Raw genomic sequence first — 24317 nt, forward strand, 5'->3', positions numbered from 1 at the left:
TTTTTTCTCAATTCAATGGTTTCCCCAAGCTTACCAAGAATCGCTGGCATTCGGCGGCCAAAGGCGCATTCAAGGTCATCGGCTTGCCCGTTTCCGGGTGAGTAAACGTAATCTGGTGGGCGTGCAAGAACATCCGTTTCAGTGCACCGCGGGTTTCGGTGGCTTTCTGCAGCGCCTTGTTCAGCGCGAAATCGCCGTATTTGTCGTCGCCAGCGATGGGGAAGCCCGAAGATTGCAGATGAACGCGAATCTGGTGGGTGCGTCCGGTTTTCAGCTCGGCTTCCAGCAAGGCGAAACCGTCGAACTTTTGCAGCAGGCTGAACACGGTATGCGAGGCCTGGCCGTCGGCCTGCACCCGCACGCGGCGCTCGCCGTCCGGCAGCGTATATTTATGCAATGCCAACTTGACGTGCTGGCGTTTGTTCTTCCAGTCGCCAACGGCCAGGGCCAGATAGCGCTTGTCGGTCGCACCGTCGCGCATCTGGTCGTGCAGGTTGGTCAGTGCGGTACGTTTCTTGGCGATCAGCAGCAGGCCGGAGGTTTCGCGGTCCAGGCGGTGCACCAGTTCCAGGAACTTGGCGTCCGGGCGTGCTGCGCGCAGTTGCTCGATCACGCCGAACGACACGCCGGAGCCGCCGTGCACGGCCACGCCGCACGGTTTGTCGATCACCAGCAAGTTGGCGTCTTCGAAAATCACGGGGAATTCGGCGGCCGGGACCGTCGACTCTTGCTTTTCAGCAATGCGAATCGGCGGAATCCGGACCAAGTCGCCGGCATTCAGGCGGTACAGCTGGTCGATGCGGCCCTTGTTGACCCGTACTTCACCCGAGCGCAGGATACGATAGACGTGGCTCTTCGGCACACCTTTGCAAACACGCAACAGGTAGTTATCGATCCGCTGACCGGCCTCTTCTTCAGTGATTGTGACGAATTGTGCTTGCGGCAGGACCTGTTGGGGGGAAGCGGATTCGGCTTTTTGCGCCTTGTTTTGGCCTGGCTTCCCAGAATTTCTCTCTAAGTCCTTCATTTTGAATATATAATCGTTCTGCCGCAGTTTTTAAATTGCTGCACGTGTAAAGAATTAAACGTACATTTTACACAGGGGCGTATCCACTGGCCTCGCCAAACGCAAATTCAGTGGGAAAAATTGTATACGCACATTCGTGCGCCGATCAGGGTCGCAACCACTGTTGTCATCGGCTCGAGCGCTCGTGTGCTGAATTAGACTGGCTGGATTGTTAGGATAAGTCCGGCGAGCAAGCACTACAGTCGTTGCTCGCTGGTTGATGAAGTGGATAACGCTTGCCGTTTCGCCAAGGCACCATACAAGATGCCCCGGCCCGACGATGTGCGCACGCCTGCATTCTCCCGCCACCCGGCAACGCTCGGGCCGTTGGATGATGTTGCACGCAGTGCGCAAACTCGGCATGACGATTTGCTTCATGCGCCCAATGCGGCGGCAGCGTTTCGCGCCTGCCGCATGACGAGGCATTTCCCCCTACAGCCTCCTTAATTCACGCGTATATCCTTGTACTTCGCCGTCTCCACGGAGGCGGCTTTGACATGGCCCAAGGGTCGCGGAGTTAATAAAAATGAAACGCATGTTGTTTAATGCTACGCAGCAAGAAGAGTTGCGCGTAGCCATTGTCGACGGTCAGAAATTGATCGACATCGACATCGAGACCGCCGGACGAGAGCAGCGCAAGTCCAATATCTACAAAGGCGTCATCACTCGAATCGAACCCTCCCTCGAAGCTTGCTTCGTCAGCTACGGCGAAGACCGCCACGGCTTCCTCCCCTTTAAAGAAGTTGCCCGTTCCTATTTCCGCGAAGGCGTCGACGTGCGCAATGCATCCGTCAAGGAAGCGCTGCGCGAAGGCCAGGAAATCATGGTGCAGGTGGAGAAGGAAGAACGCGGCAATAAAGGCGCGGCGCTGACCTCCTTCATTTCGCTGGCCGGCCGCTACCTGGTGCTGATGCCGAACAACCCGCGCGGTGGCGGTGTATCGCGCCGGGTGGAGGGCGAAGAGCGCCAGGAATTGCGCGAAACCATGGACAAGCTGGACCTGCCGCAAGGCATGTCGGTGATCGCCCGTACCGCCGGCATCGGCCGTACCGTGGAAGAGCTGCAGTGGGACTTGAACTACCTGATGCAACTGTGGCGCGCCATCGAAGGCGCCTCCAAGGCAGCCTCCGGGGCCTTCCTGATCTACCAGGAATCGTCGCTGGTGATCCGCGCCATTCGTGACTATTTCCAGCCTGATATCGGCGAGATCCTGATCGATACCGACGAGATCTACGAACAGGCGCACCAGTTCATGTCGCATGTCATGCCGGACATGGTGCACCGCGTGAAGCGCTACAGCGACGACGTGCCGCTGTTCTCCCGTTTCCAGATCGAACACCAGATCGAAACCGCCTACTCGCGCACGGTTCCACTGCCATCCGGCGGCGCGATCGTGATCGACCACACCGAAGCCCTGGTCTCCATCGACGTCAACTCGGCCCGCGCCACCCGCGGTTCGGACATCGAAACCACTGCATTCCACACCAACTGCGAAGCCGCCGACGAAGTGGCCCGCCAGCTGCGCCTGCGCGACCTGGGCGGCCTGATCGTGATCGACTTCATCGACATGGAAGTGTCGAAGAACCAGCGCGAAGTCGAACAGCGCCTGAAAGACGCCCTGCACCACGACCGTGCCCGCGTCCAGATGGGCAAGATTTCCCGCTTCGGCCTGATGGAACTGTCGCGCCAGCGCCTGCGCCCTTCCCTGTCGGAAGGCTCGCACGTGACTTGCCCGCGCTGCTCCGGCACCGGCCACATCCGCGATACCGAATCGTCCGCCCTGCAGGTGCTGCGCATCATCCAGGAAGAGGCGATGAAGGAAAATTCCGCCGCTATCCACGTGCAGGTGCCAGTCGACGTGGCTGCCTTCCTGCTGAACGAGAAGCGCGGCGAAGTGCTGAAGATCGAGACCCGTCACCGCATCACCGTGATCCTGATCCCGAACAAGCACCTGGAAACCCCGCACTACAAGCTGGAACGCATCAAGCACGACGATCCACGCCTGGAAGACCACGCTGCTTCCTACACCATGGCGGAAGCTGCCGAGACCGACATGTCGTTCTCCAAGCGCCATAAGGAAGAAGCCAAGCCGCGCCAGGAAGCCGTCGTCAAAACCATTACTCCAGAGCAACCAGCTCCGCTGGTGGAACACAAGCCGGAAGCGGCCAAGCCAGCCGCCGCTGCGCCACGCGCCGCCGCTGTTGCAGCACCTGCAGAAAAAGGTTTCTTCGCCAAACTGATCTCCTTCTTCACCGGCGGTGACAAGGAAGAGCCAGTGCAGCCGAAGGCGCCAGTCATCGTCACCAAGGCCCCGGCCAACGCAGAACGCGGCGACCGCAAGGATCGCGGCCAGCGTGGCCGTAACCGTGGCGGCAAAGGCGGCCGTGGCGAGCGTGAAGACCGCGAACCAGGTACCCGCCCAGGCGCCGAGGAAGCCAAACCGGCAGCAGAAGCCCGCAAGCCACGCGAACAGCGCGAGCCACGTGAAGCGCGTGAGCCACGCCTGCCGCGTGAACCACGTGAGCCACGTGAACAGCGCGAAGGCGCCGACGCAGCCCAGGCCCAAGGCCAGCGCGCCGAGCGTGAACCACGCGAGCCACGTGAACCGCGCCAGCCACGCCAGCCGCGCGAGCCACGTGCTGAGAAACCAGTTCCAGCGGAAGCCAAGGCCGAGGAACTGGCACTGGCAGCAACAGGCGTCGGTCCAGTTGGCACCGGCACCGGTGCTCCCGAGACTCCAGTACTGGTGAAAGCCGCCGGCAACACCGGTCCAGAGGGTGACGAAAATGAAGGCGCGGAAGGTGGCGATGAGCCACGCCGCCGCCGCCGTCGCGGTGGCCGCAACCGGAATCGTCGTGAGCGTGACGACGCTGAGGGCGTGGAAGGCGCAGAAGGCGTAAGCGAGGCAACGTTCACCGTCGCGCCGGCTGAAGGCGAAGCTGTTGCCGCCCCTGTCGCTGTAGAATCGGCTGCAACCGAAGTCGCCAGCGCGGCTACCGCCCCTGTCGCGGCACCTGCGGTTGCCGAACCAGTCGCTGCTGCCCCGGTTGTTGAAGCACCGGTCGCAGCTGCCCCAGTAGTTGCAGCTCCAGAAGTTGCAGCTCCAGAAGTTGCAGCTCCAGAAGTTGCAGCTCCAGAAGTTGCCGCTCCAGAAGTTGCAGCCCCTGCTGTTGCGGCTCCTGCCGTTGTCGAGCCAGTCGAGGCGGCACCGGTTGCTGCTGCGCCAGTGCAGCCAGCCGCTATCGACCTGCCGGTTGCCGCGCCAGCAGCCGCTGAGCCAGTCGAGGCTGAGCCAGTTGCCGCTGCCCCCGCTTCGCCACAAGGCGTGCTGCCATTCGCTGACGCCGCACCGGCTGCTGTCGAACCGGCAACTGCGGAAGAAGTTGCCGCTGACGTAGTTGAGCCAGCTGCCGAGCAAACACCGGCCGCTCCCGTTGCTGCCGCTCCGGCGCCAGCTCAGGTTGCACCAGTGCCAGCCCCGGTTGCCGCACCAGCACCAGCTCCGGTTGCCGCACCAGCACCAGCACCAGCACCAGCAACCGCACCGGCGCCTGCGCCTGCGCATGCCGCCGCCAAAGTTGATGTCAACGCCATGCTGGCTGCCGCCGGCCTGTCGATGGCAGTAACCGACCCGGCCAAGGTACGCGCTGCGCAGGAAGCAGCAGCTGCAGCAGCCACCACCCAACCGATCCGCGTGCCACGCGAGCGCAAGCCGCAGCCACCGGTCGCCAGCGAGCCGCTGGTGCAGGTTGAAACCAAGGTGAATGGCTAACCGGCCTGCCGCTGAAGAAAAGGGGAAGCCAAGTGCTTCCCCTTTTCATGTCCCATTGTGGGAAGCATTCCTGTACTGGCTCAAGCTAGGCTTCGTCAGCTTCGGTGGCCCCGCCGGCCAGATCGCCATGATGCACACCGAACTGGTAGAGCGCCGGCGCTGGATCTCCGAGCACCGCTTCCTGCACGCCCTGAATTACTGCATGCTGCTGCCTGGTCCCGAGGCCACGCAGCTTGCCGTCTACATCGGCTGGCTGATGCACCGCACACTGGGCGGCATCATCGCCGGCGTCTTGTTCGTTCTCCCTTCGCTGCTGCTGTTGATCGGCCTGTCCTGGGCCTATATGGCTTATGGAAGCCTGCCTGCCATCGCCGGCATCCTGTACGGCATGAAGCCCGCCGTCGTCGCCATCGTGCTGGCCGCCGCCTGGCGTATCGGCAAACGCACGCTGCGCAATCGCCCGTTGATGGCGATCGCGCTACTTGCCTTTATCGCCATCAGCTTCATCAAGCTGCCCTTCCCCGCCATCGTCGCCACCGCTGCCCTGCTGGGCTGGCTCGGCGGCCGCTGGCGCCCGGACCTGTTTGCACTGGGCGGCGCCGGGCATGGCCCCGCCGCCGCGCAAGGCGCGCACGCCCCCGCCCTGATCGACGATGACACACCGACGCCACCGCACGCCCGCTTCACCTGGGCCGGCCTGGCACGCGTCGTCGCCGCTGGCATCATCCTGATGGCAGGGGCCTGGCTACTGCTGGCCTGGCTGTTCGGCATCGACAAGCCCCTGGCGCAAATGGGCTGGTTCTTCACCAAGGCAGCCATGATGACTTTTGGCGGCGCTTACGCCGTCCTGCCCTATGTCTACCAGGGCGGCGTCGAACATTTCCAGTGGCTGACTGCCGCCCAGATGGTGGACGGCCTGGCGCTGGGCGAAACCACGCCCGGCCCGCTCATCATGGTGGTCGCCTTCGTCGGCTTCGTCGGCGCCTGGACACACCAAGCCATCGCCGGCAATCCAGCGCTGGCCGGCATTGCGGGCGCCACTGTCGCGGCCTGGTTCACCTTCGTGCCATCGTTCATCTTCATCCTGGCCGGCGGCCCGCTGGTCGAGTCCACGCGCGGCAATATCCGCATGACCGCCCCGCTGACAGCCATTTCGGCCGCCGTGGTCGGCGTCATTGCCAGCCTGGCACTATTTTTCGGTATCCACGTGTTCCATCCAGCCAGCCAGTGGGAGTGGCCGGCCGTTGCAATCGCCGCTGCCGCGGCCATAGCCTTAATGCAGTACAAGCAAGGAACAATCCGCGTATTAGTGGCCTGTGCAATTGCTGGCATCGTGCTATCGTACCGGGTGTAAACGAGCACCCAGCATGACCGAAAAAATCATCCTCCTGAATGATGGCCGCAGCCAGGCGCCGGCCATCCCGGCAACATTAGAAGCGCCGAGCGGCAGCCTGTTGGACCGCTTCGCCCGTCCGCTGCATGACCTGCGCATTTCCATCACCGACCGCTGCAACTTCCGCTGCGTCTACTGCATGCCGAAGGAAGTGTTCGACAAGGACTACCAGTACCTGCCGCACAACGCCCTGCTGACGTTTGAAGAGATCACGCGCATTGCGCGCCTGTTCGTCGAACACGGCGTCGAGAAGATCCGCCTGACCGGCGGCGAGCCGCTGTTGCGCAAGGACCTCGAGCGGCTGGTCGCCATGCTGGCCGGACTGCGCACGGCAAGCGGCAAGCAGCTCGACCTGACCCTGACCACCAACGGCTCCCTGCTGGCCCGCAAGGCGCAGTCGCTGAAAGACGCCGGCCTGCAGCGCGTCACCGTTTCGCTCGACGCCCTGGACGACGCCACCTTCAAGCGCATGAACGACGTCGATTTTGCAGTGGAAGACGTGCTGCACGGGATCGAGGTTGCACACAGCGTCGGCCTGGGCCCGGTCAAAGTGAACATGGTGGTCAAGCGTGGCATGAACGAGCAGGAAATCCTGCCGATGGCACGCCATTTCAACGGCTCGCCTGCCATCCTGCGCTTCATCGAGTTCATGGATGTCGGCACCTCAAACGGCTGGAACATGCACGATGTGGTGCCGTCGGCGGAAGTGGTGCGCATGATCGGCGCCGAAATGCCGCTGCTCCCCGTCGACCCGAATTACACCGGCGAAACCGCCGAACGCTGGCGCTATGTGGACGGCGGTGGCGAAATCGGGGTGATCTCCAGCGTAACGCAGGCGTTCTGCAAGGATTGTTCGCGCGCCCGCCTGTCGACCGAGGGCAAGCTGTACACCTGCCTGTTTGCATCGCGCGGCCACGACCTGCGTGCCCTGCTGCGCGAAGGCCGCAGCGATGCGGAAATTTCGTCCGCCATCAGCGCCTTGTGGCGCGTGCGCGGCGACCGCTATTCGGAACTGCGCACCATCAATACCGACGGCCTGGCGCTGGGCGCCGACCGCAAAGTCGAAATGTCATACATCGGGGGATAAGCAGACGATGGAACACAGCATCAGTGCCTTGATCCTGGCAGGCGGCCGCGGCACCCGCATGGGCCGCGTCGACAAAGGCCTGCAGCCATTTCGCGGCGGCACGCTTGCCTCGCACGTGCTGCAGCGGCTCGCCCCCCAGGTGGCCAGCGTTACCATCAACGCCAACCGCAACCTCGGCGCCTACAGTGCCCTTGGCGCGGAAGTCCTGCCGGACGAACTGGAGGGCTACGAAGGCCCGCTGGCCGGACTGCAAACCGGCCTGCGTCATTGCGCGACGGACCTGCTGCTGACCGCGCCGTGCGATTCGCCGTTCCTGCCACCGGACCTGGCGCAGCGCCTGTACGACGCGCTGAATGCACAGGGCGCCGATCTCGCCGTGGCATCCACACTGGAAACCGGCGAAGACGGCAAGACGCGCACGCAACTGCATCCCGTATTCTGCCTGGTGCGCAAGAGCGCCCTGCCCGCGCTGGACGACTATCTGCAAACCGGCTCGCGCAAGATGGATGGCTGGTATAAGTCGATCAAGGTGGCCGAAGTGCTGTTCAACGACGCGGCGGCGTTCCGCAACATCAATACGCTGACCGAACTGCAGAACGAAGAAGACGCTGCCGCGAATCCTTCGCTGAAAGATGTGGCCAGTTGCCTGTCCGGCTACGATCCGGATGCGCTGCCGGTACGGAACGCACAGCGCATCATCCGCGACTTCATCCAGCCGGTGCGCGGCATCGAGAAAGTCGCACTGCGCAGCGCCCTGGAGCGCGTGCTGGCGGCCGATGTGATTTCGCCGATCAATGTCCCGGCACATGACAATTCCGCCATGGACGGTTTCGCCTTTGCCGGCGCCCAGCTCAAAGCCGACGGCAATACCACGCTGAAGGTGATCGGCACCGCCTACGCCGGGCGCCCTTCCGCATTGAAGCCTGGCCCCGGCGAATGCGTGCGCATCATGACAGGCGGCGTCATGCCGGATGGCTGCGACACCGTGCTGCCGCAGGAACTTGCAGCCGACTTGAGCGACGTGGCCGTGACGATTGCACCGAATACGGTGCGTACTGGCGACAACCGGCGCTTCAAGGGCGAAGACCTGGGCGCCGGCACGCCCGCTCTCCGCAAAGGGAAAGTGCTGCGCCCGGCCGACCTGGGCCTGGTGGCATCACTCGGCCTGGCCGAAGTGCCGGTGCAGCGCCGCCTGCGCGTAGCCTTCTTCTCCACCGGCGACGAATTGCGCTCGATCGGCGAACCTCTGGCGGAAGGCTGCGTCTACGACAGCAACCGCTATACCTTGTTCGGCATGTTGCAGCGTCTTGGCTGCGATATTGTCGACATGGGCATCGTAAAAGATGACGCGGCATCGCTGGAAGAAGCCTTGCGCACGGCTTGCGAATGCGCCGACGCCGTGATCACTTCCGGCGGCGTGTCGGTGGGCGCCGCGGACTACACCAAGCAGGTCATGGCGACGCTGGGCGACGTGCATTTCTGGAAGATCGGCATGCGTCCCGGCCGCCCGATGGCTTTTGGCCGCATCCGCTCCAATGGCCACAGTGCCTACCTGTTTGGCCTGCCGGGCAACCCGGTGGCTGTCATGGTCACCTTTTACTTCTTTGCCCGCCACGCCCTGCTGCACATGATGGGAGCAGACTCGCCGGGCGACCAGATGCTGCGCGTGCGCTCGGCCCAGCCGATACGCAAGAAACCCGGCCGCACCGAATATCAGCGCGGCATCCTCGCCACGGCACTGGACGGCAGCCGCGAAGTGCGCATCACCGGCTCGCAAGGTTCCGGCATCCTGCGCTCCATGTCGGAAGCGAACTGCATGGTGGTGCTGCACGACGAGCAAGGCAACGTCGCCGAAGGCGATCTGGTCGACATAATCGTCTTCGACGGCCTGGTTTAAGGGACCAGCAATGCCTGGATCTCCGGCTTCGCGTAGTTGTCGCGGGTGACCATGACGGCATCCGTCAGGATGGTCTGGTCTTTCATGGCTGCGCCCCGTGCAGCCGCCAGCGCCGCCTTCATTGAGAGTTAGCCCATCTGGCGCGGATCCTGCACCACCAAGCCGTTGATCTCCTGCTTGCCCAAACCTTCCAGCAGAAAATCGGTCGTATCGAAGCCCACGAATTACTTTTTCCCGGCAAGGCCCGCTTGCCGCAGCCCGCGCAGCATGCCATCGCTGGTCGATTCATTGACCGCAAAAATGCCATCGAGATCGGGATGCCGTTCCAGCAATAGCGCCGCGCTGCGCGCCGCCTTGCCGCGCGTGCCGCCGCCATATTCGTCCGCCACGATATTGATGCGCGGCGCATTCTTCTTCAGGTAATCGATAAAGCCTTCAGCCCGCTCTTCCGTCGAGCCACTGCCTGCGATGGTGCGCAATATCGCCACCCTGCCCTGCCGGTTCAGCGAGCCGGCCAGCCGTTCCGCTGCCATCCTGCCTGCCGCAACATTGTTGGTGGTGATGAAATTGGTGTGCGCCTTGCCGTCCAACGCGGAATCCACCGCTACGACCTTGATCCCTAGCGCTGCAGCCTGCTCAACCGAAGCGACCACGCGGCTGCGATCGGTCGCTGCGATGATGATGGCATCGACACCTGGCCTGGAATAAATGCGCAGGATCTCGATCTGCGAGTCGACGTCGTCATTGTGCGCCGGACCACGCCAGGTCAGTTGGACATGCCCGTCTTCCCGCATTGCGCGCTCGACTCCCTGCCGCATGAAAGTCCAGAAAACCTGGTCACGCGACTTGGGTATGAAGACGACCTCCAGGTCCCTGGCCAATACCGGGCACACCGCCAGAGCGAAGTAACTCAGCAGGAGCACGCACCATTTTTTCATGATTCCGCTATCTTACTCCCCAACCCCTCGGGTGTTTTCGCCGATTCAGTAACGGTAACAATGGGCCTGCTGCGGCTCACTGCGCATCAATGCAGTGCTCCAGGCGGGATTGGTGGCTTGCTGGCATTTGACCAGGACTTCGGACCAGGCTTTCAGGTTGGCTTCGGAGGCGTCCTTCTTCCATGCTTCGTCCATTGCGCGGGCGAAGGGAGTTTGCCGGCGCAGGGGGCTTAGCTGGCGGCCGAAGCTGTCGCGCGCGGGAACCATATCCGCCACTGAGACCGGCGGGCGGGCGGGGGGTTTTGCGCCAGGAATTTCAAGCTCTCCGCCCAACGCGCAGGCTGCTGTTGCTGGCAGCAGCAAGGCTAGCGCGAGGCGGGCGGCGAGTCCCATCGTTCAGGTGGAGCTGTCGGCGTCGGCATCGACGCTGTCGGCCGCGCCCAGCATGAGCAGGGCTTCTTCGGCAGGGAGCGCTTCGACGGACTTCAATTTGCGGGCCATCTGGCGGCTGCGGACTTCCGCGCTCTCGATATTGCGGGCAGCGCGTTCCAGCGTGGTCTTGGTCGCGGCAAGGACGTCGCCGAATTTGGCAAACTCCGTTTTCACGGCGCCCAGCACCTGCCACACTTCGGACGAACGTTTCTCCAGCGCCAGGGTGCGGAAGCCCATTTGCAAGCTGTTCAACAAGGCCGTCAACGTGGACGGGCCGGCGATGCTGACGCGGTTCACGCGCTGCAGTTCGTCAGCCAGGCCGGGACGGCGCATCACTTCCGCGTACAGGCCTTCGGTCGGCAGGAACAGGATGGCGAAGTCGGTAGTCATCGGCGGCGAAACGTATTTCTCGGCAATCGTTTTCGCTTCGCCGCGCACGGCACGTTCCAGCTCGCGGCCTGCGGCGGCAACTGCATCGGCATCGGCGCGGTCGGCCGCTTCCAGCAGGCGTTCGTATTGCTCCTTCGGGAACTTGGCGTCGATCGGCATCCACACTGGCGCCCCGCCCTCTTTCTGGCCCGGAAGCTTGAGTGCAAATTCGACGCGGGCGTTGCTGCCCGGGATGGTCTCGACGTTCTTCGCGTACTGGTCCGGCGTGAGAATTTGCTCGAGCAGCATTTCCAGTTGCACTTCGCCCCAGGTGCCGCGCGTCTTCACATTGGTCAGTACGCGCTTCAAATCGCCGACGCCCAACGCCAGCTGCTGCATTTCGCCCAGCCCCTGGTGCACGCGCTCCAGCCGCTCGGAGACCTGGCGGAACGATTCGGTCAGGCGGGTTTCCAGGGTTTCGTGCAGTTTTTCATCGACCGTCTTGCGCATTTCTTCCAGCCGCGCCCCGTTGTCCGCCTGCAGTTCGCGCATCTTGGTCTCCAGCGCCACGCGCACTTCCAGCAGGCGCCGTGTATTCGACTCGGTCAGCACCTCGATCTGGCGCCGCATGGTTTCAAGCTGCTGCACCGTGGCGGCATGCGACTGCGCCAGGATGTTGCCCATCTCCTGCCGCTGTGCCTGCGCGGTTGCCTGCAACTGCAGGCGCACTTCGCGTTCGACGCGATCCAGTTGGTCGGCAACGTCGCTGCCGCGGCTGCGCAGCAGCGAGACAATTTGCAGGACAATAATCACGGCGGCCAGCGCCAGCAGGACGGTCAATTCCATCAATCAGCCTTGTTCCGCATCCAGTCGGCGGTCTGGAAGAACGACTCCATCAGCCGCAGGCGCAATGGTTCTTCGATGCCGACATCCTGCATCGCCCACGCCATGCAGCGCAGCCACTGGTCGCGCTCACTGGAACCGACGGCGAAAGGCAGGTGGCGCGCGCGCAGGCGCGGGTGGCCAAAGCGTTCAATGAACAGGTCCGGGCCGCCCATCCAGCCGCTGAGGAACCAGAACAGCTTGTCGCGCGAGCCGTCGGTGCTGGGCGGGTGCATGGCACGGATGCCGGCAAACTCCGGCTCCAGCTCCATCAGGTCGTAAAAACGGTCAACCATCGCGCGCAGCTTGGTTTCGCCGCCGATGACTTCATAAAGGGTGCGTGCTTCATCATTCATAAAGCAATGATAGCGCATGGACGTATTGATGTGGATCAAGCATAGTGCTGATTCTGCGCAAAATGCGCCAACAAACCGCCATCATTGCCGGATGATCCGACGCCTTATCCGAACCCGCCTGCGTGCCCGCAGTGCCGAGGAAATCGCCGACCTGCGCCTGGCTGCGTTAAGCTGGCTCGGAATCACCTGCTTTCCACTGTACTACGCAATTTTCGGCTGGCTGGTGCCGCAACCGTATGAGAACCTGGCGGCGCGCGCCATCGGCACCGCGCTCGGGATTGGCGGCTTGCTGGCAAGACGCCTTCCGCCGCGCCTGCGCGATCGCTACACCCTGGTGCTGGTGACCTATGAACTGCCATTCTTCTGCACCTTCATGTTCCTGATGAACCACGCCAACGTCACCTGGTCCCAGGTGATGCTGGTGATGCTGGTGGCGCTGTTCCACTTCGATTTCCGACTCGCGTTACGCGCAGGGGCCATCGGCATTTCCGCCGCCGTGCTGCTGGCAATCGCCCTGGGCGCCGGCAACATGCTGCTTTCCGCGGACGTGCTGCAACTGCTGCCGGTGCAGTTGTTCCTGGTCGGCTGGATGTGGGTGTTTTCGCAAAGCCGCAAGGCACTGGAAGAAGAAAAGCTGGAAGGCCTGGGCGAAGGCCTGGGCGCCGTGGCGCATGAAATGCGCACCCCGCTGGCCAGCCTGGATGCCAATGTACGCGGACTGTCGCGCATGCAGCAGCGCGCCGGGCAGGAAAACCCCGCGATGCGCCAGGCGCTGGGCCGCATGCAGTATGAAGTGCGCCATATGAACCATATGATCGACCTGTTCCTGCTTAGTGCGCAAGCGGTGCGGCAAAAGCTGGACCCGCACGAAACCGTGTCCATGCTCGATACGGTCGAATCGGCATTGCGCCGCTATCCCTTCACCGGCGAGGTCCAGCGCCAGCTCGTTGCGCTGCAGGTGCGCAGCGACTTTCGCTTCGGCGGTCAGAATGAGCTCGCCATCATGCTGCTGTTGAACCTCCTGCGCAATGCAATGCAGGCGGTGCAGCGCGCGGGCAAAGGGCGGGTCAGGATCGTGATTGACGGCGGACGGCCAATTCCGCGTGTGCTGGTGATCGATACCGGCTGCGGCATCGCCCCCCGCCACCTGCCAATGATCTTCCAGCGCTTCTTCACTTATCCGGAGCATAATGGCGCCGGCATCGGCCTGGCACTATGCCGCCAGGTGATGCAAGCGTGGGAAGCGAAACTACATTGTGTCTCCCGCGAGCACGCATATGCTATCTTTGTGCTTGAATTTCCCTTAAAAGCCAGCCGCTGAACCATGAAACTGCCCGTTTACGCCCACCCAACCATGACCGTCCTGGTGGACGACAGCGATACCTTCCTCCATAGCCTGGTATTCCAGCTCGATCCGATGCAGGCCAGCGTATGTTTCCATGACCCGCTGCAGGCGCTGGAATGGTTCAAGGCCAATGCCCAGAGCAGCGAATTGCCGCTGCAAGTGGATTTCGACAACCCGAACCAGTCGGCCGAGCAGCGCAATGTGGCGGTGGACCTGGAGCAGATTTACCGGATTTCCGGCCAGCGCCAGCGTTTTTCCATTCCCTCCGTGCTGGTGGTCGATTATTCAATGCCACAAATGAACGGCGTGGCATTCTGCCAGGCGATCCAGCACCTGCCGTGCAAGAAAATCCTGTTCACCGGCCAGGCCGACGAAAAGATCGCGGTGGATGCCTTCAACCGCGGCCTGATCGACCGCTATATCAAGAAAAGCGCGGACGATGCGCTGGACCGGCTGGAAGAGGAAGTGGCAGCGCTGCAAAAGGCCTTCTTCCAGGAGCAGTCGGAGACCCTGCTCGACATGCTGGTGCTGCACGAATTCAGCTTCCTGCGCTGTGGCGCGCTGGCCAAGGTGGTGCAGCAGTTGTACCAGGAGCACGGCTTTGTCGAGCACTACCCCTTCCCTAGCCCGAGCGGCATCCTGTTCTTCAAGGCCGACGGTTCGGCGCAATTGATGGTGGTGGAAACGGAGCGCGGATACGAATCGCAGGTGGAAATGGCACGCGACAGCGGCGCCCCACAGTCGCTGGTCGAAGCACTGGAAGAAAAGCGCATGCTGCCCTTCTTCCCGCCGGACGGCATGTACTCGGATGAAGTGGGCCAGCACTGGCACCGCTACTGCAAGGCGCCACAGGTATGCAAAGGGCTGGAGACCTATTACTGGGCCCTGTTCGAGGTTGAACCGGCCCTGCTCGACATCCAGCCTACCCCCTACGCAGAATTCCTGCGCCAGCACACCCCGCCGCTGGCCGCCTAACGGCCCAGCCCGTGTCCCACCCTGGGGTCACACCCCAGCCGGGACACGGACCCAGGCTTAAGCTTCCCGCAGAGTTTGCAGCGGGGGGTGGTTCAGCACATTGCGCAGGCCGAGCCAGCCGCCGATCACGGCGCAGATCGCGCCTGCCAGCAAGCCCGCCAGCCAGACCCAGGGACTGAAAGTCCAGGCGAACTTGAACTGGTAGGTTGCCAGTCCCCATCCCATCAGGCCGGCGCCGGTCGCGGCCAGCAGGCCGCCCAGGCCGCCAACCAACATGAATTCAATCAGTTGCGCCTGCGAGAGCTGACGGCGGGTGGCGCCCAGGGCACGCAGCAGGCCCGCTTCGCGGCGCCGCTCGTCCTGCGAGCCCATCAAGGCGGCATACAGCACCAGCACGCCGGACAGCAAAGTGAAGGCAAACAGGAATTCCACCGCCTGGATCACCTGGTCCAGCACCGATTGCACCTGGCGCAGGATGCCGCCCACGTCGATGATGGTCAGGTTGGGGAAGTCGCGCGAGAGAGCATTGCCGGCAGCCAGGGCATTTTTCGGCAAATGGTAGGACGTGATCCAGGTTTGCGGCGTGTCGGCCATCGCAGCGGGATTGATGATGACGAAGAAGTTCACCCGCATCGAGCCCCATTCGAGCTTGCGCAGGCTGGTGATCTTCGCCTCCACCGGCGAACCGGCGATATCGAAGCGCATCGAATCGCCCAGCTTCAGCCCCAGCGTCTTGGCGATGCCTTCTTCGACCGAAGCTTCAGCCGCAGTGCCGCCCATCGACCATTTGCCCGCCGTGACCTGGTTCTGTGCCGGCAGATCGACCATGGTGGAAAGATTGAACTCGCGTTCGGCCAGTCCTTTTGCCCGTTCGTCGGTGTAGGTCTCGCTGGTGATCGCCTTGCCGTTCACCGCTACCAGGCGGCCGCGGATCATCGGGAACAGCGGCACCTCCTTCACGCCGGCAGCCTTCAGTTGCGCGGCGATGGCATCCTTCTGGTCCGGCTGGATATTGATGATGAAACGGTTCGGCGCATCCGGCGGCATGGTATTGCGCCAGGCCGACATCAGGTCGCCGCGCACCACGGTCAGCAGCAGCAAAGCCATCAGGCCAAGCGACAGCGATACCACCTGCACCACGGTGGCGCCAGGACGGCGGCGCAGCGACGTGACCGCAAAGCGCCATGACTGGTGCGAAAACGCGTTGCGCAGCGGGCGCAAGGCTTGCAGGCCAAGCCAGCCTGCCAGGGCAAACACCGCAAAACCAAGCAGGAAGCCGCCGCCGGTTACCCCCGCCAGCTTGACGTCATTCGATTGCCACAGCAGCAGCGCGCCGAAAGCGGCGATGCCCAGGCCATAGGTCGCCAGCGCCGCAGGTTTCGGGGCAGCAGCTTCGCGGCGGATCACGCGGTTGTGCGGCACGTTCCGCAATTGCAGGATCGGCGGCAGCGCGAAGCCGGCCAGCAGGATCATGCCGGTGGCCAGGCCTTGCAGTGCCGGCAGCATGGTCGGTGCCGGAATATCGGTGGCCACCAGGCTTCCCAGCAGTTGCAGCAGCACATAGTGGGCGCCAAAACCCAGCAGCACGCCAAGCAAGCTGCCCGCCAGGCCAACCACCAGGAATTCAACCAGGTAAATTACCGTCACCTGGTTTTGCGTCAGACCCAGGCAGCGCAACATGGCGCAGGAATCCAGGTGGCGCTGCATGAAGCGGCGCGCGGCCATTGCCACTGCCACGGCAGCCAGCATGGCCGACAACAAGCCAACCAGCGACAGGAAACGATCGGCGCGGTCAAGGGTGGCGCTCATTTCCGGGCGCCCCTCTTCCAGCGATTCGATGCGCACGCCGCGCACCTTGTCTTTCCTGATCAGGGCCTTCAGCCACTCGCCATATTCCTGCGCCGGCCTGGAGCTGGCGCCGGGTCCGGCCACCATCAGCCGGTAGCCAACACGTGAGCCTTCCTGTACCAGGTTGGTCGCTGGCATATCGGACAAGGCGAGGAAGACGCGCGGTGCGAAATTGATGAAGCCACCGCCACGATCCGGCTCCGCCGCAATCAGTTGCGTCACGCGGAACTGCTTGTCGCCCAGTTGCACCGTGCCGCCGACAGCCACCTCCAGCGAGGCGGCCAGCGCCGGATCGATCCACACCGTGCCCGCTGCCGGCGCGGCCGGCGCCGGGGTGCCGATGCTGTCATTGGCTTGTGCGATATCGGTGTTGACCTTGACGCGCCCGCGCAGCGGATAGCCCGGACTGACGGCTTTCAGCGTTACCAGCACGGAACGGGCTGCATCACCCTGCCCGGCCTGCGCCATGCTGGGAAAGGCCAGCGTGTCGGCCACCAGCAAGCCGCGCTTTTGCGCCTCTTCGCGCCAGGCGGCGGGCACCGGATTGTCGGCTACCACCACCAGGTCGGCGCCCAGCAACTGGTGCGCATCGCGATTCAGCCCGCTGCGCAGGCGATCGATGAAGAAACCGGCGGCCGACAGTGCCGCCACCGCCACTACCAGCGCTACCAGCAGGAAGCGCAACTGACCGGCGCGCCAGTCGCGCGCCGTCATCCTCAAGGCTTGTCGAAACATTGATTGTCAGACCACGTTAAAGGCGGAAAAATACGTATCCACTTCATCCAGCAACTTCTGCTTTTCTTGCGCTGGCAGGAAGGCCGCTTCGAAGCTGTTGCGCGCCAGTTGGTGCGCGTGGGCCAGGCCGAGCGGCAGCGCATCGAACACGGCAACAAAGTTGTCGTTCATATAGCCGCCAAAGTAAGCCGGATCGTCCGAATTCACCATCGCCACCAGGCCCGCATCGAGCAGCTCCAGCAGGTTATGGTCTTTCATCTGGTCGAACACGCGCAGCTTGGTGTTGGACAGCGGGCAAACGGTGAGCGGCATGCGCAGCGCGGCCAGGCGCCGCGTCAATGCAGGATCTTCCAGGCAGCGCACGCCGTGGTCGATGCGTTCCACCTTGAGCAGGTCGACTGCGGTTTCGATATAGGCTGGCGGACCCTCCTCGCCGGCGTGCGCCACCAGGTGCAAACCCAGGTCGCGGGCACGCGCGAACACGCGGGCGAATTTTTCCGGCGGGTGGCCGACTTCGGAAGAATCGAGGCCGACGCCGATGAATTTATCGCGGTATGGCAGCGCCGCTTCCAGCGTGGCGATCGCGTCTTCCTCGCTCAGGTGGCGCAGGAAGCACAGGATCAGCCTGGCGCTGATTGGCCCTTCGGTGCAGGCGCGATGGATACCATTAATTACATCGCCAATCGGCACGCCGCGCGCAGTGTGGGTCTGCGGATCGAAGAAAATCTCCGCATGGCGCACGTGGTCGGCCCTGGCGCGCTGCAGGTAGGCCATGGTCATGTCGTAGAAATCCTGCTCCTTCAGCAGCACGCTGGCGCCGGCGTAATAGATGTCGAGGAAGGATTGCAGGTTGGTGAAGGCATACGCATCGCGCAGCGCTTCCACCGACGGGTAGGCCAGCTTGACGCCATTGCGCTCGGCCAGCGCGAAGATCAGCTCCGGCTCCAGCGAGCCCTCGATGTGGATGTGCAGTTCGGCCTTCGGCATGTTTTGCACGATGGAGCGCATTTGGGTAGTCATTTTTTGTTCTCTTTCGCTTTGGACGTTTGGAACATGATACTTCACATGTGCTGCAGAGTCGGGCCAGCCGTGCTACTGTGGTGCCAACGCGCGAGGGGATCAGCACCGGCTTTACTTCTACATCCAATAGAGCAATAATAAATTTCATCAACGTAAGATGCGTTTCGAGCCCGGCAACCATCCCCCCGCCGGCTAATAATGATCCAGCTCTGAGCCTCGGGCAATCCCTGGCACCTCAAGCAAGCTGGCAAAGCATTGAGCAGGCCTGCAGCCCATAGCTTCGACTGCCGACCATGTGACGAGTAGATTTTTCATTAAAGGACATTCACATGACCATTTTTGACAACTACGCAGCACGCTACGAGCGCACCAAGGAAGAGGAAATGTCCCTCTCCGAATATCTCGCGCTTTGCAAAAAGGACCGCCTGACCTACGCTTCAGCGGCGGAACGCATGCTGGCTGCGATTGGCGAACCGACCCTGGTTGATACGCGCAACGATACGCGCCTGTCCCGCATCTTCGCCAACAAGGTCATCAAGATTTATCCCGCCTTCCGCGAGTTCTACGGCATGGAAGACGTCATCGAACAGGTAGTCGCCTACTTCCGCCATGCCGCGCAAGGCCTGGAAGAGCGCAAGCAGATCCTCTACCTGCTGGGCCCGGTTGGCGGCGGCAAGTCCTCGATTGCGGAAAAGCTCAAGCAATTGATGGAAGAAGTGCCGTTCTATTGCCTGAAAGGTTCGCCGGTGAATGAATCGCCGCTCGGCCTGTTCAGCGAGGCAGAAGACGGCACCATCCTGGAAGAAGATTACGGCATCCCGCGCCGCTACCTGCGCAATATCCCTTCGCCATGGGCGGTCAAGCGCCTGCACGAATTCAATGGCGATATCAACCAGTTCCGCGTGGTCAAGCGCTACCCTTCGGTGTTGAAGCAGACCGCCATTTCCAAGACCGAACCAGGCGACGAGAACAACCAGGACATTTCTTCCCTGGTCGGCAAGGTCGATATCCGCAAGCTGGAAGACTACGCCCAGGACGATCCGGACGCCTACAGCTATTCCGGCGGCCTGTGCCTGGCCAACCAGGGCCTGATGGAATTCGTGGAAATGTTCAAGGCCCCGATCAAGGTGCTGCACCCGCTGCTGACCGCCACCCAGGAAGGCAACTACAAGGGCACCGAAGGCTTTGGCGCCATCCCCTTCGAGGGCATCATCCTGGCGCACTCGAACGAGTCGGAATGGAAGAGCTTCAAGAACAACCGCAACAACGAGGCATTCCTCGACCGGATCTATATAGTGAAGGTGCCGTACTGCCTGCGCGTCACCGACGAAATCAAGATCTACGAGAAGCTGCTGCACAATTCCTCGCTCGACAAGGCGCCTTGCGCCCCCGGCACGCTGCGCATGATGTCGCAGTTCGCCATCCTGTCGCGCCTGAAAGAGCCGGAAAACTCGAGCATCTTCAGCAAAATGCTGGTGTACGACGGTGAAAACCTCAAGGACACCGACCCGAAAGCCAAGTCCATCCACGAGTATGTTGACTACGCCGGGGTCGACGAAGGCATGAGCGGGCTGTCCACGCGTTTCGCCTTCAAGATCCTGTCCAAAGTGTTCAACTTCGACTCGACCGAGGTGGCGGCCAATCCGGTGCACCTGCTCTACGTGCTGGAACAGCAGGTCGAGCGCGAGCAATTCCCGCCGGAGACCGAGCAAAAATACTTCTCCTATATAAAAGAGCACCTGGCCCAGCGCTATGTCGAGTTCATCGGCAAGGAAATCCAGACCGCCTACCTGGAGAGCTACTCCGAATACGGCCAGAACATCTTCGACCGCTACGTCACGTTTGCCGATTTCTGGATCCAGGACCAGGAATACCGCGACCCGGATACCGGCGAGAGCTTCGACCGCGAATCGCTGAACAATGAACTGGAGAAGATCGAAAAGCCGGCCGGGATTTCGAACCCGAAAGACTTCCGTAACGAGATCGTCAACTTCGGGCTGCGGGCGCGCGCCAACAACGGCGGCAAGAACCCGGCCTGGACCAGTTACGAAAAGTTCCGCACGGTGATCGAGAAGAAAATGTTCTCCAATACCGAAGAACTGCTGCCGGTGATCTCCTTCAACGCCAAGGCCAGCGCCGAGGATGCCAACAAGCACGCCGACTTCGTGGCGCGCATGGTGGAAAAGGGTTACACGGCCAAGCAGGTCCGGCTGCTGTGCGAATGGTATCTGCGCGTGAGGAAGTCGTCCTGATTGAGAAGTGGGATAATCAGGACGCGCCAATCAAGCAGGCAGGAGGCACATGACTTACCTCATCGACCGTCGTTTGCAGGGCAAGAACAAGTCCGCGGTCAACCGCGAACGATTTTTGCGGCGTTACAAGGGCCAGATCAAGGATGCGGTCGGGCGCGCCATCAAGGGGCGCTCGATCACCGACATCGAGAATGGCGAAAAAGTATCGATTCCCGTCAAGGACGTGAACGAGCCCTCGTTCGGCCACGCCCACGGCGGCGTCTGGGAAGTGGTCAACCCCGGCAATGAGGAATACCAGAAAGGCGACCAGATCAACCGCCCCAAGGGCGGTGGCGGCAGCGGCCGTGGCCGCGCAGGCAACAGCGACCAGACCAGCGAGGATGATTTCATCTTCGAACTGTCACGCGAAGAATTCATGAACTACTTCTTCGAAGACCTGGAACTGCCGCACATGATCAAGACCCAGCTCACGGCCACCACCGAATTCAAGCCGCAGCGTGCCGGGTACACGGTGTCGGGCACGCCGTCCAACATCCATGTGCTGCGCTCCCTGCGCGGCGCTCTCGGCCGCCGCATTGCGGTGGGCGGCAATTCGCGCAAGCGCCTGATCGAGGCCGAGCGCGAACTGGAAGAATTGCTGGTGGCCGGGGCCCCGCTCGACGATCCTGAGGTGATCGAGCTGAAGCGGCTGATCCACCACCTGCATACGCGGCTGCTGGCCATCCCCTTCATCGACCCCTTCGACCTGCGCTATTCCAACCGCATCAAGGTGCCGAAGCCGATGACCCAGGCCGTGATGTTCTGCATCATGGACGTGTCGGGCTCGATGGACGAGCAGCGCAAGGATACGGCCAAGCGCTTCTTCATCCTGCTCTACCTGTTCCTCAAGCGCGTGTACGACAAGATCGAGGTGGTGTTCATCCGCCACCATACGGCAGCGTCGGAAGTGGACGAGAACGAATTCTTCCACTCGCGCGAATCGGGCGGCACCGTGGTGTCCTCGGCCCTGCACCTGTTAAACAAGATCATCGACGAGCGCTTCGGCGGCGGCAGCTGGAATGCCTATGTGGCGCAAGCTTCCGATGGCGACAACTGGGATAACGATTCCGTGCTGTGCCGGCAACTGCTGGTCAATACCATCATGCCCAAGGTGCAGTACTACACCTATGTCGAGATCACCGACGGCCCGCCGCAGAACCTGTGGGAGCAGTACGCCCAGATTCCCGAATACCACCAGCACTTCGCCATGCAGAAGATAGTCACGCCGGCCGATATTTATCCGGTGTTCCGCGAACTGTTCAAGAAGCAACCAAAATGAACCAGATGACCAAGCGCCCCCCGCATCCACGCGCCCTTCCGGAGCAATCCGAATGGACGTTTGAACTGATCGAGCAGGCGCACGAGGAAATCCGCCGCGTGGCGCACAACTTCGGGCTGGATACCTATCCCAACCAGTTGGAAATTATTACTGCCGAGCAAATGATGGATGCCTACACCTCGGTAGGCATGCCGGTATCGTATGCGCACTGGTCTTTCGGCAAGCATTTCCTTGCAACAGAGAAAGGTTACAAGCGCGGGCAGATGGGGCTGGCCTACGAGATCGTGATCAACTCCAACCCCTGCATTGCCTATCTAATGGAGGAGAACAGCCTGACCATGCAGGCGCTGGTGATTGCCCACGCTGCCTACGGCCACAATTCCTTCTTCAAGGGCAATTACCTGTTCAAGACCTGGACCGATGCCGATGCCATCATCGATTACATGGTGTTCGCCAAGAATTACATCACCGAGTGCGAGCAGCGCCATGGCATCGATGCCATTGAATTGCTGCTCGACTCTTGCCACGCGATCCAGAACTATGGCGTGGACCGCTACAAGCGGCCGGCCAAGCTGTCGCTGGCGCAGGAAGCGATGAAACAGAAGGAACGCGAAGCCTACCTGCAGTCCCAGATCAACGAGTTGTGGCGCACCGTGCCGCGGCGCGAAGAAGAAGCGGTCGACAAGCCGGCACCGCGCTTCCCTCCCGAGCCGGAAGAAAACCTGCTGTACTTTATAGAGAAGTATGCCCCGCTGCTGGAACCGTGGCAGCGCGAGATCGTGCGCATCGTGCGCAAGATCAGCCAGTATTTCTACCCGCAGCGCCAGACCCAGGTGATGAATGAGGGCTGGGCCACGTTCTGGCACTACACCATCCTCAACCAGTTGTACGATGAGGGCGTGGTCAGCGACGGCTTCATGATGGAATTCCTGAAGAGCCATACCAATGTGGTATACCAGCCGCCGGTGCACAGCCCCTATTACAACGGCATCAACCCGTATGCGCTGGGCTTTGCGATGATGTCCGACATCCGGCGCATTTGCGAGAACCCGACGCAAGAAGACCGCGAATGGTTCCCTGACATTGCCGGCAGCGACTGGAAGAAGACGCTCGACTTTGCCATGCGCAACTTCAAGGATGAAAGTTTTATTGCGCAATATCTTTCGCCGCGCCTGATCCGCGAGTTCCACTTCTTTGCCGTATTAGATGACGACAAGAACGACAAGCTGGCCGTCTCGGCCATCCATGACGAGCTGGGCTACCGCTATGTGCGGCAAATGCTGGCCGACCAGTACAACCTGGGCAACCGCGAGCCTAATATACAGGTGTGGTCCGTCAATACCCGCGACGACCGTGCCCTGACACTGCGCCACACGCAGTACAACCGCCGTCCCCTCAACCAACAGGCCAACGAAGTATTGAAGCACGTCGCCCGCCTGTGGGGATTCGACGTTCACCTGGATACGGTTTCGCCGGATGGCCAGGTGATCAGCACCATCGAGTGCAAGCGCGAGAAGCGCAACCGGGTGATCTGACGACCGCTTTTGACAGAGTTACGTCGAAGCAACACACTTCGCCAAATTTCCTTAGCTCCGCCGACCATGTTGGCGAGCAATCTTTTGTCCTAAAGAAAAAGTGATGAAGATCAATCGCAGAGGCGAAAAAATGCTCAATTTTCTCTTGCTTTTTCTGCCAGACCACTTTGGCGTAGTCTGGTAACAGCCTGCCAATATGGGGCTAAGGGCATGAAATTTAAACGGTTTTCGGGACAAAATTCTATGCAAAAATCCAAAATTCGTATGTATAATTCGCCGACGTCCCGGATGCGGCTGTAGCTTTGTGTCGCCATTTTGGGGGTTTAAAGTAGCAACACAAGAGTTGGTATTGGAGAAAGCAGGCATGAATTTCAGTGATAACGAGAAAATTGCCGGGAAGAAGAACTATACGGGCATCGCGTTCGTCGTAATCCTGCACGTGATTGCTGGTTACGGCATCGTATCCGGCCTGGGCAAGAAGATGATTAGCAAGATGATCGAACCGGTGGAGACCAAGATCATCGAGGAGGTCGCCCCACCTCCGCCAAAAGAACTGCCGCCACCGCCACCTCCACCAGAGATGAAGGCACCCCCACCGCCATTCATTCCTCCGGTCGAAGTGAACGTGCAGCAACCGCCGCCAGCGCAGAACGTGATCGCCAACGCGACCAACGTGAAGCCAGCCACCACCGATATTCGCCCAGCCCCTCCAGCGGCACCAGCGCCCGCAGCCCCTGCGGCCACTGGTGTTCGTACCCCGGCTGTGGTCGACTTTGGTACCTGCGCCAAGCCTGAATGGCCGAAGTCGTCGCTGCGTAACGAGGAAACCGGTACCGTGACCCTGTCGTTCCTGATCAGTGCGGACGGCCGTGTCGGCGATTCGAAAGTAGTGAAATCTAGTGGTTTCCGTGATTTGGACAAGGCTGCCGTCGTCGGCATCTCCAAGTGCAAATTCAAGCCAGCCACCGTGGATGGCCATCCACAAGAAACCTGGCAACAGATGCAATACGTCTGGACGCTGGAATAAACCTGAGACAGAGCACCGTCTCGCAACTAAGTAAGTCCGTTGTCGTTTAAGCCAGCGAACTGATTATTTT

The 24317-nt window shown here is 61.6% G+C and carries 17 protein-coding genes; 10 read left to right on the plus strand and 7 right to left on the minus strand.

All coding sequences use genetic code 11. The features are described from left to right. Positions 1 to 7 precede the first annotated feature (7 nt). Positions 8 to 1027, minus strand: a complete 1020-nt coding sequence (locus ASD58_RS07345) for an RluA family pseudouridine synthase (RefSeq protein WP_057260444.1) — start codon at positions 1025 to 1027, stop codon at positions 8 to 10. 565 nt (positions 1028 to 1592) lie between these two features. Here ASD58_RS07345 and ASD58_RS07350 point away from each other — a divergent pair. From ASD58_RS07350 to glp, 4 genes are read left to right on the plus strand one after another with little or no spacing between them, the layout of a single operon-like run. After that, positions 1593 to 4838 (plus strand): Rne/Rng family ribonuclease, encoded by a 3246-nt coding sequence (locus ASD58_RS07350; protein ID WP_057260445.1) that lies wholly within the window; start codon positions 1593 to 1595, stop codon positions 4836 to 4838. Continuing rightward, on the plus strand, positions 4831 to 6192 hold the full coding sequence (chrA, locus tag ASD58_RS07355) for a chromate efflux transporter (protein ID WP_057260446.1): 1362 nt from the start codon (positions 4831 to 4833) through the stop codon (positions 6190 to 6192). The genes ASD58_RS07350 and chrA overlap by 8 nt, the downstream gene beginning before the upstream one ends. Positions 6193 to 6205: 13 nt before the next feature. Next, positions 6206 to 7318 carry a GTP 3',8-cyclase MoaA gene (gene moaA / locus ASD58_RS07360; protein ID WP_057260447.1) on the plus strand — a complete coding sequence of 371 codons (1113 nt, stop codon included), beginning with the start codon at positions 6206 to 6208 and terminating at the stop codon, positions 7316 to 7318. A 7-nt stretch (positions 7319 to 7325) separates the two neighbouring features. Continuing rightward, positions 7326 to 9215 carry a gephyrin-like molybdotransferase Glp gene (glp, locus tag ASD58_RS07365; RefSeq protein ID WP_057260448.1) on the plus strand — a complete coding sequence of 630 codons (1890 nt, stop codon included), beginning with the start codon at positions 7326 to 7328 and terminating at the stop codon, positions 9213 to 9215. Positions 9216 to 9439: 224 nt separating this feature from the next. Here glp and ASD58_RS07370 read toward each other — a convergent pair whose 3' ends face one another. The 4 genes from ASD58_RS07370 to ASD58_RS07385 all read right to left on the minus strand — a co-directional run bounded on the left by ASD58_RS07370 (position 9440) and on the right by ASD58_RS07385 (position 12192). Then, the gene (locus ASD58_RS07370) at positions 9440 to 10153 is read right to left on the minus strand and encodes a substrate-binding domain-containing protein (RefSeq protein WP_229209925.1); all 714 of its coding nucleotides are present in this window, start codon (positions 10151 to 10153) and stop codon (positions 9440 to 9442) included. A gap of 45 nt (positions 10154 to 10198) precedes the next feature. Next, positions 10199 to 10420 carry a hypothetical protein gene (locus ASD58_RS07375; protein WP_057260449.1) on the minus strand — a complete coding sequence of 74 codons (222 nt, stop codon included), beginning with the start codon at positions 10418 to 10420 and terminating at the stop codon, positions 10199 to 10201. A gap of 129 nt (positions 10421 to 10549) precedes the next feature. Beyond that, positions 10550 to 11800, minus strand: coding sequence for a DNA recombination protein RmuC (locus ASD58_RS07380; protein ID WP_057260450.1), 1251 nt, complete (start codon positions 11798 to 11800; stop codon positions 10550 to 10552). Next, positions 11800 to 12192 carry a group II truncated hemoglobin gene (locus ASD58_RS07385; protein WP_057260451.1) on the minus strand — a complete coding sequence of 131 codons (393 nt, stop codon included), beginning with the start codon at positions 12190 to 12192 and terminating at the stop codon, positions 11800 to 11802. The genes ASD58_RS07380 and ASD58_RS07385 overlap by 1 nt, the downstream gene beginning before the upstream one ends. Before the next feature lie 91 nt (positions 12193 to 12283). On the opposite strand from ASD58_RS07385, the gene ASD58_RS07390 reads away from it, so the two are divergent. Both ASD58_RS07390 and ASD58_RS07395 read left to right on the plus strand, forming a co-directional pair. After that, positions 12284 to 13513 (plus strand): sensor histidine kinase KdpD, encoded by a 1230-nt coding sequence (locus ASD58_RS07390; RefSeq protein ID WP_057260452.1) that lies wholly within the window; start codon positions 12284 to 12286, stop codon positions 13511 to 13513. A 3-nt stretch (positions 13514 to 13516) separates the two neighbouring features. Beyond that, a complete protein-coding gene (locus tag ASD58_RS07395; RefSeq protein ID WP_057260453.1) occupies positions 13517 to 14512 on the plus strand; it encodes a response regulator in 996 nt (331 codons plus the stop codon). A gap of 57 nt (positions 14513 to 14569) precedes the next feature. On the opposite strand, the gene ASD58_RS07400 is transcribed toward ASD58_RS07395, so the two are convergent. Then, on the minus strand, positions 14570 to 17095 hold the full coding sequence (locus ASD58_RS07400) for an ABC transporter permease (RefSeq protein WP_057260454.1): 2526 nt from the start codon (positions 17093 to 17095) through the stop codon (positions 14570 to 14572). Positions 17096 to 17101: 6 nt separating this feature from the next. After that, entirely contained in the window at positions 17102 to 18115 is a 1014-nt protein-coding gene (locus tag ASD58_RS07405) for an adenosine deaminase (protein ID WP_057260455.1), read from the minus strand. A 329-nt stretch (positions 18116 to 18444) separates the two neighbouring features. On the opposite strand from ASD58_RS07405, the gene ASD58_RS07410 reads away from it, so the two are divergent. From ASD58_RS07410 to ASD58_RS07425, 4 genes are all read left to right on the plus strand, one after another. After that, on the plus strand, positions 18445 to 20367 hold the full coding sequence (locus ASD58_RS07410) for a PrkA family serine protein kinase (protein ID WP_057260456.1): 1923 nt from the start codon (positions 18445 to 18447) through the stop codon (positions 20365 to 20367). 49 nt (positions 20368 to 20416) lie between these two features. Next, positions 20417 to 21685: a YeaH/YhbH family protein gene (locus tag ASD58_RS07415; RefSeq protein WP_057260457.1), complete on the plus strand. Its 1269-nt coding sequence runs from the start codon at positions 20417 to 20419 to the stop codon at positions 21683 to 21685. Between the two features lie 5 nt (positions 21686 to 21690). Further along, positions 21691 to 23220, plus strand: a complete 1530-nt coding sequence (locus tag ASD58_RS07420; RefSeq protein ID WP_156401195.1) for a SpoVR family protein — start codon at positions 21691 to 21693, stop codon at positions 23218 to 23220. A 364-nt stretch (positions 23221 to 23584) separates the two neighbouring features. Beyond that, a complete protein-coding gene (locus ASD58_RS07425) occupies positions 23585 to 24247 on the plus strand; it encodes an energy transducer TonB (RefSeq protein WP_057260459.1) in 663 nt (220 codons plus the stop codon). The last annotated feature ends 70 nt before the right edge of the window (positions 24248 to 24317 follow it).

The organism is Duganella sp. Root1480D1, from assembly GCF_001427305.1.
In the GTDB taxonomy this organism is placed as follows: domain Bacteria; phylum Pseudomonadota; class Gammaproteobacteria; order Burkholderiales; family Burkholderiaceae_D; genus Rugamonas.